6 protein-coding genes and 1 pseudogene are annotated in these 6,962 nt (G+C 63.8%); 3 read left to right on the plus strand and 4 right to left on the minus strand.

The window, feature by feature from the left end:
- The 4 genes and pseudogenes from AADJ04_RS17165 to AADJ04_RS17180 all read right to left on the minus strand — a co-directional run.
- Window positions 1-127: pseudogene (locus tag AADJ04_RS17165) on the minus strand (electron transfer flavoprotein subunit beta/FixA family protein); the annotation flags it as partial.
- A gap of 196 nt (window positions 128-323) precedes the next feature.
- Complete coding sequence (locus AADJ04_RS17170) at window positions 324-1,667, minus strand: mechanosensitive ion channel domain-containing protein (protein WP_341240358.1); 1,344 nt, start codon at window positions 1,665-1,667, stop codon at window positions 324-326.
- A gap of 5 nt (window positions 1,668-1,672) precedes the next feature.
- Window positions 1,673-2,464 (minus strand): enoyl-CoA hydratase, encoded by a 792-nt coding sequence (locus AADJ04_RS17175; protein ID WP_341240356.1) that lies wholly within the window; start codon window positions 2,462-2,464, stop codon window positions 1,673-1,675.
- A gap of 87 nt (window positions 2,465-2,551) precedes the next feature.
- Window positions 2,552-3,457 (minus strand): histone deacetylase family protein, encoded by a 906-nt coding sequence (locus tag AADJ04_RS17180; RefSeq protein WP_066690081.1) that lies wholly within the window; start codon window positions 3,455-3,457, stop codon window positions 2,552-2,554.
- Window positions 3,458-3,558: 101 nt separating this feature from the next.
- Between AADJ04_RS17180 and AADJ04_RS17185 the strand changes: the two genes are divergently transcribed.
- The 3 genes from AADJ04_RS17185 to AADJ04_RS17195 form a co-directional block, all read left to right on the plus strand.
- Window positions 3,559-4,479, plus strand: a complete 921-nt coding sequence (locus tag AADJ04_RS17185) for a MoxR family ATPase (RefSeq protein ID WP_273623114.1) — start codon at window positions 3,559-3,561, stop codon at window positions 4,477-4,479.
- Window positions 4,479-5,519: a DUF58 domain-containing protein gene (locus AADJ04_RS17190; RefSeq protein ID WP_142084704.1), complete on the plus strand. Its 1,041-nt coding sequence runs from the start codon at window positions 4,479-4,481 to the stop codon at window positions 5,517-5,519. Before AADJ04_RS17185 ends, AADJ04_RS17190 begins: the two co-directional genes overlap by 1 nt.
- Window positions 5,520-5,666: 147 nt before the next feature.
- On the plus strand, window positions 5,667-6,962 hold a 1,296-nt coding region (locus AADJ04_RS17195; protein WP_341240357.1), incomplete at its 3' end, for a DUF3488 domain-containing protein.

Here is a 6,962-nt window from a genome sequence, read left to right on the forward strand (position 1 = left end):
CGGCGATTTCGTCAAAGGGGTTCATGCTCATCTTCACGTTGGCGATGTCCACACCCGTGTTGTCCGACTTCACGCGGACCTTCACGTTGTAGTCCACCACGCGCTTGACAGGGACCAAAACCTTCATTGCTGCGGCTCCTAGAGAGTTGGTTGAATTGACGTTTACGTAAACCGGAACATTCTATGTCGCACTGCAGCGAACCTGTCAAAAAGTACGCACCAATGCAGCAAATCTCAAAAACGAACGACCGTGCTTTTTCTGGATTATAGGCCAGCAAACCGCCCACACCGCAAAAGTTTTCGGCACCCTGCGCGCGGCGGGGTCATTGCCCCCGTTCGCCCGACATGGCAACGCCCGCCAAATCCGCAACGGAGGGGCCCGCCGCAGGCAGGCTGCCCTCCACTTGCACATGCATAACCCGCTGCGGAAATGGAATGTCGATCTTGTGCGCCCGCAGCGCCGCCAAAATGGCGCGGTTGATGTCTGAGCGCAGACCCAAAGTGCCGTTTTCGGGGTCGGCAATCCAGAAGCCGACCGTGAACTCCAGACCATCGGCACCAAAGGCCGACAGCGCCGCCGAGGGGGCTGGATCGCGCAGCACGCGGCTGCTGGCCAGGGCAGACTCGGTGAGCAGACGGATCACCAGGTCCACATCACTGTCGTAAGCCACACTCACCACCGTGGAAAGCCACACCCGTGGGTCGGCCAGCGACAGGTTTTCCACGCGCTGGGTGATCATCATTTCATTGGGAACGATCGATTCGCGCCCGGCAGAAGAACGCACCACCGTGTACCGCGCGTTGATGTTGGTGATGCGGCCTTCAAAGTTATCCACCCGCACGTTGTCACCAATGCGCATGCTGCGCTCGGTCAAGATCACAAAGCCGCTGACATAGTTGGCGGCCAGCTTCTGCAAGCCCAGACCAATCCCCACCCCCACCGCACCGCCCAGCACCGACAAGGCCGTGAGGTCGATGCCCACCGCAGACATCGAGACGATGAGGCCGAAGAACACCATCAGGGCCCGCAGCGCATTGCTGATGGCCTTGCGCAGCGACAACTCGGCGCCGGTGGCCGAGCGCAGCAGCCGCGACTCAATGGCGGCGGACACCCACAGGGTGAGCAGCAGCACCGCGCCCGCCGTCAAAGCCCCCTCCACCATGGTGCGCAGGCTCAGGGTGACGTTGCCCACCTTCCAGTGGATCTGCTCCATCTCGCCCAGCACCCGCGGCAGCAGGCCCGTAACCCAGAGCACCATAGCCATCCATGCCAGCCAGGAAATCGAGCGCTCGATCGGCTTGACCCAGGCCGACTGGGGAAAGGCCACCTGCAGCACTTTGGCGCCGATGCGGATGACCACGAGCGAGACCAGCACCGGAATCGCCACCTTGAACACGGTCAGCGGCACCCACTTGATCAACAGGGTACGCGCCACATAGCCAAACGCCAGCAACACGATGGGGAACAAGGCACCGTCTATCACCCGGTGGCCAAACAGGATGGAACGGTGCCCTTCATGGTGGAACCCACGTCGCAGCCCTGCCACCACCACCCAGGCCAGCCCCACACACACCAGCAGGCTGGCCAATTCAATCAACACCGTAGGGGACGCAAAGGCCCCCAGCCACTGGCCTACGTCATCCAGCAGAAAGTCGCCTGTATCCATCGCCATCAGCGCTTCCACTCCGGTGTGCGTTTTTCAGCGAATGCACGGGCGCCCTCCTGGGCGGCAGCGTCCATCATGTTGCAGGCCATGGTTTGGCCTGCCAGCTGGTAGGCGGCTTCCAGCCCCAGCTCGCGCTGCTGGTACACGAGGGCCTTGCCCATGGCCACTGCGGTGCGGGGCTTTTCCAGAATGGAATGAACAATCTTTTCCACTTCGGCATCCAGCGCGTCGGCAGCCACCACCCGGTTGACCAAGCCCTGTGCCAAAGCGGTGCGTGCGTCAATGAAATCACCGGTGAGCAGCATTTCCATGACGCGCTTGGCGGGCACGTTGCGCACCAGCGGCACACTGGGCGTGGCGCAAAACAGACCGTAGTGGATGCCACTGGTGGCGAAGCTGGCCTCTTCTGCCGCCACGGCCAGGTCGCACTGGGCCACCAGCTGACAACCCGCCGCTGTCGCCATGCCGTGCACGCGTGCGATCACGGGCACAGGCAGCTTGTGAATGGCCAGCATCATGCGGCTGCACTGTGCAAACAGCTTTTGGTAGTAAGCCAGCTCGGGGTTGGCGGCCATGTCCTTGAGGTTGTGACCCGCACAAAAGGCCTTGCCAGAGCCAGCCAGCACCACCACGCGCGCAGTGTCGTCCCGCGCCACATCATCCAGCGCCTGCTGCAACGCCGTGAGCATTTCACTGCCCAAGGCGTTGAAGCGGGCAGGGTCGTTCAGAGTCAGGGTGACCACGCCGCGCGCATCACGGGTGACCTGGAGTACATCGTTCGAAGTCGTTGTTGTCATGTTTTGCTTTCATCGGCCAAGCAGCAGCAGTATGGCGAGCACCGCAAGGGGACCCGGGGCGCAACGCCTGTTACCCCAGGGAATACGTCACAAATCAGCCAGTACGCGCAGGTGCGCTTCCACGCTGCGCGCCAGCGGGCCCATGACATAGCCACCCTCCAGGCAAGAAACAATGCGCCCCTTGGAATAGCGGCGTGCAATGTCCTTGATGCGCTGGGTGATCCAGGTGTAGTCCTGCTCGGTCAACCCGAGCTGGCCCATGTCGTCCTCGCGGTGCGCGTCAAAGCCCGCGCTCACGAAAATCATCTCGGGCTTGAACGCCTCCAGCCTTGGAATCCACATCATCTCGATGATTTCGCGGATGTCCATGCCCCGGGTGTACGCCGCCACAGGCACATTGACCATGTTGGGCGCCGGATCGACGTCGCCGCTGTAAGGGTAGAAAGGGTGCTGGAAGATGCTGACCATGAGGGCGCGCGAGTCGCCCGCCAGGATGTCCTCGGTGCCGTTGCCGTGGTGCACATCAAAGTCCACCACCGCCACGCGGTGCAGGTTGTAGCGCTGCAGCGCGTATTTGGCAGCCACCGCAACGTTGTTGAAAAAGCAAAAACCCATGGCCTTGCTGCGGGTAGCGTGGTGGCCTGGGGGGCGCACCGCGCAAAAGGCGTTTTCCAGCTCGCCGGCCATCACGGCATCGGTGGCGGCCAGGGCGGCGCCCGCAGCGCGCAGGGCGGCCTTCCAGGTGTGCGCGTTGATGGAGGTGTCGGTGTCGAGCTGCGCGTAATTAGGGCCGCCCGCCATCAGTTCTTCATTCAGCCGATCTGACATGCCCCGCAGCGCAGCCACGTACATCCGGTCGTGAGCCAGTTCAATGTCGGCCAGGGCGGCTTCGGGGGCTTCAAAACGCTCCAGCGCATCCCCCACTCCGGTGACCAGCAAGCGGTCTTCAATGGCATCCAGCCGCTCCGGGCATTCCGGGTGGCCAGGGCCCATTTCGTGTTTCCAACAATCCCTGTGCGTGAAATAGCCCGTCTTGCTCACAGTCTTGTCCCCGTGTCTCGATTGATTCAGAGTTTTTCGGATAACGTTGTGCCATGGATGCACAGCACAAAATCAACTCGCTTCTGGATCAGCTTAACACGGTGATCGTGGGGAAAAAGGCCCAGGTACAAGACTGCGTCGCTTGCCTATTGGCCGGGGGGCATTTGCTCATCGAGGACGTTCCGGGGGTGGGCAAGACCACGCTGGCCCATGCGCTGTCGCGCACCTTTGGCCTGCAGTTCTCGCGCGTGCAATTCACGGCCGACCTGATGCCCAGCGACCTCACCGGCGTGTCTGTCTATGAGCGCGGCAAGGAATCCTTCGTGTTCCATCCCGGCCCCGTGTTCGCGCAGGTGCTGCTGGCCGATGAAATCAACCGCGCCAGCCCCAAGACGCAAAGCGCGCTGCTGGAGGCCATGGAGGAAAAGCAGGTGTCGGTGGAAGGCGCCACCCGCCCCCTGCCCCATCCGTTCTTTGTGATTGCCACGCAAAACCCGCAAGACCAGCTGGGCACCTTTGCACTGCCTGAATCGCAACTGGATCGTTTTTTGATGCGCATCTCCATCGGCTACCCCGACCGGGCTGCCGAGCGCCTGCTGCTGGCAGGCTCCGACCGCCGCGACATGGTGGACACCCTGCCCGCCTTGCTCACACCGCACGAACTGGCCGAACTGCAACGCCAGGTGCTGGCCGTGCACACGTCAGACGCCCTGCTGAATTACGTGCAGGACCTGGTGGATGCCACCCGCTCGGGCAAGTGGTTTTTGCAAGGTCTATCGCCGCGCGCAGGCATTGCGCTCATGCGTGCGGCCAAGGCGCAGGCGCTGATCAGCGGGCGCGACTACGTAGCACCCGATGACGTGCAAGCCGTGCTACCCCAAACCATTGCCCACCGGCTGGTACCCGTGCGTGACGCCGGACGCGGCGCCGTGGAGCAGGTACGCGCCATGGTGGATGCGGTTGCGCTTGCGTGATGGCCTCCACTGCCCCTCCCCCCTCCGCCCCGGGCTGGCTGGCAAGCTGGTCACCCGCCGCCGCACTGCGGCGGCGCATTCGCGCATGGTGGCAGGGGCGCCTCAAACGTACCGACACGCTGGAGCTGACACAGCGCAACGTCTACATCCTGCCCACCGGCCCGGGATGGATGCTGGCGGTGACGCTGGTGGTGCTGCTCATTGCCTCCATCAACTTCCAGCTCAACCTGGGCTACCTGTTCACCTTCATGCTGGCGGGCAGCGCCGTGATTGGCATGCACATCAGCCACGCTACGCTGCGCGGGCTGACCCTGCATTTGAAGCAGCCCCAACCGCAATTCATGGGCAGCAGCGCGGCGCTGGAGGTGCAACTCACCAGCCAGCGCTCCACCCCACGGTATGGCATTGGCATCGCCGTGCACAGTGGCGATGACCCATCGTCCCCCGCAGACCACCACTGGGCCTGGACGGACGTTCCCGCACAAGGGCAAGCCGTGGTGCACGTTGCCTTTCAACCCCAACGGCGAGGCCTGCATCCCGTGCCTACCCTGACGGCCGAGACGCGCTTTCCGCTGGGCACCTTCCGCGTCTGGACCTACTGGCGGCCGGCCGCCCAGCTGCTGGTGTATCCGGCCCCCGAATCCACCCCGCCGCCATTGCCAGCGGGAGAGCCCCGCGCCACGGGCAAGGGCCACGCCACCAGCCAAGGCATCGGTGAGTTTGACGGCGTGCGAGCCTACCGCCGTGGGGATCCTCTCAAGCTCGTGGTCTGGAAAAAAGCCGCCAAATCCCTGGGCAGCGGAGCTGACGATCTGGTCAGCCGCGACGCGCAACAAAGCCACCGGCAGGAACTGTGGCTGGACGTGGCCCATGCCCAGTTGCCCGACCTGGAAGCCCGCATCTCACGCGTCACCGCTTGGGTGTTGCAAGCCGACCGGCTGGGCCTGGACTACGGCCTGCGTGTGCCCGGGCGAGAAATCCCGCCAGCCAACGGTGCAGCCCACCGCGTGCAATGCCTGGAAGCGTTGGCGCTGTGCTGAACGGTATTCGCCGTGTCCCGCCGGTCATTGGTTGGAGTAAAGCATGAAAACTGCCTCTAACGCCCTCTGCAAAAGCGCAAGCAGCTCATCTTTTTATAGCGCCATACCGCCTGCCTCCATTGGGCCTGCCATTTGCGAGGTGACCGAATGAGCAGCCTTTCCAGCATCAAGAGCGGCGCCTCGCTGCGCCAAACCCTGGCCCAATTGCCACGCGACGCGCGCGACACGCTGTTTTTGCTAGTGTTGATTGCCTGGGTGATCGCACCGCAAGTCCCCACCCTGCCGGTGTGGACCACGCTGCTCGCGGCTGGGGTGCTGGTGTGGCGCGGGTGGCTGGCCTGGCACAGCCGCCCCCTGCCCAGCCGCTGGATCAGTTCCGGCCTGCTGGCCCCCCTGGCTTTGGCAGGCACCGTTTTTTCGCACGGCACGTTTGTGGGCCGCGAAGCAGGGGTGACGCTGGTGATTGCCCTCTTGGCCCTGAAAACCCTGGAATTGCGGGCCCGTCGCGATGCGCTGGTCATCTTCTTCCTGGGCTTCTTCACCATGATCAGCAGCTTTTTCAACTCGCAGTCGCTGCTGACCGCTGTGGCCATGCTGCTCGCACTGCTGGGCATGCTCACCGCGCTGGTCAACGCCCACATGCCAGTGGGCCGCCCCCCACTCGCGCAGGCGTTTCGCACCGCGTTCACCATGGCGCTGCTGGGGGCGCCCATCATGGCGGCGCTGTTCGTGTTCTTCCCGCGTATGGCGCCGCTGTGGGGGGTGCCGGGCGATCAGATGGTCGGCCGAACGGGGCTGTCGGGGTCCATGCAAGTGGGAACGATTGCCGAACTTGCGCTCAGCGATGCCATAGCCTTTCGCATCAAGTTCGACGACCTGGCGCAAGCGACTCCACCCGCGTCGTCCCTCTACTTTCGCGGGCCCGTGCTATCCGGGTTTGATGGGCGTGAATGGCGGGCCGAGCCGTTTCGTGAAGACAGCAGTTGGGCGGCACGAGCCGCCCTGCCCGCCAACCTGCAGGTGCAAGGCCCCGCGCTTCGTTACGAAGTGACCCTGGAGCCGCACAAGCGCCCCTGGCTGATGGTGCTGGAATCCACCCCAAAAGCCCCAGAACTGCCCGGCAACCCCACCTACATGACGCAGGATCTGCAATGGATGACCACACGCCCGGTCACCGATGTGGTGCGCTACCGGGCTGAAAGCTACCCGGAATTCCGCCACGGCCCCACGGCATCCGTGCGACAGCTGCGTGAGTTCACGGCCCTGCCGCCAGGCTTCAATCCACGCACCCTGGCCCTGGCAGCGCAAATGCGCGCCGACCCGGCCCTGGCGGGCGACGATACCGCCGCCCTGATCGATGCTGCCATGGCGCGCCTGCGCACCGGCGGCTACACCTACACGCTGGAGCCAGGGGTGTACGGCGAGCACACAGCCGATGAGTTC

It is taken from the genome of uncultured Acidovorax sp., from assembly GCF_964021665.1.
Lineage (GTDB): Bacteria > Pseudomonadota > Gammaproteobacteria > Burkholderiales > Burkholderiaceae_C > Acidovorax > Acidovorax temperans.

What these genes read in the sequence shown, in the direction of transcription:
- AADJ04_RS17185 (WP_273623114.1), top strand. Translation starts at nt 3,559, where the DNA reads ATGGATGCACAGCACAAAATCAACTCGCTTCTGGATCAGCTTAACACG.
- AADJ04_RS17190 (WP_142084704.1), top strand. Translation starts at nt 4,479, where the DNA reads ATGGCCTCCACTGCCCCTCCCCCCTCCGCCCCGGGCTGGCTGGCAAGC.
- AADJ04_RS17170 (WP_341240358.1), bottom strand. Translation starts at nt 1,667, where the DNA reads ATGGATACAGGCGACTTTCTGCTGGATGACGTAGGCCAGTGGCTGGGG.
- AADJ04_RS17175 (WP_341240356.1), bottom strand. Translation starts at nt 2,464, where the DNA reads ATGACAACAACGACTTCGAACGATGTACTCCAGGTCACCCGTGATGCG.
- AADJ04_RS17180 (WP_066690081.1), bottom strand. Translation starts at nt 3,457, where the DNA reads ATGGGCCCTGGCCACCCGGAATGCCCGGAGCGGCTGGATGCCATTGAA.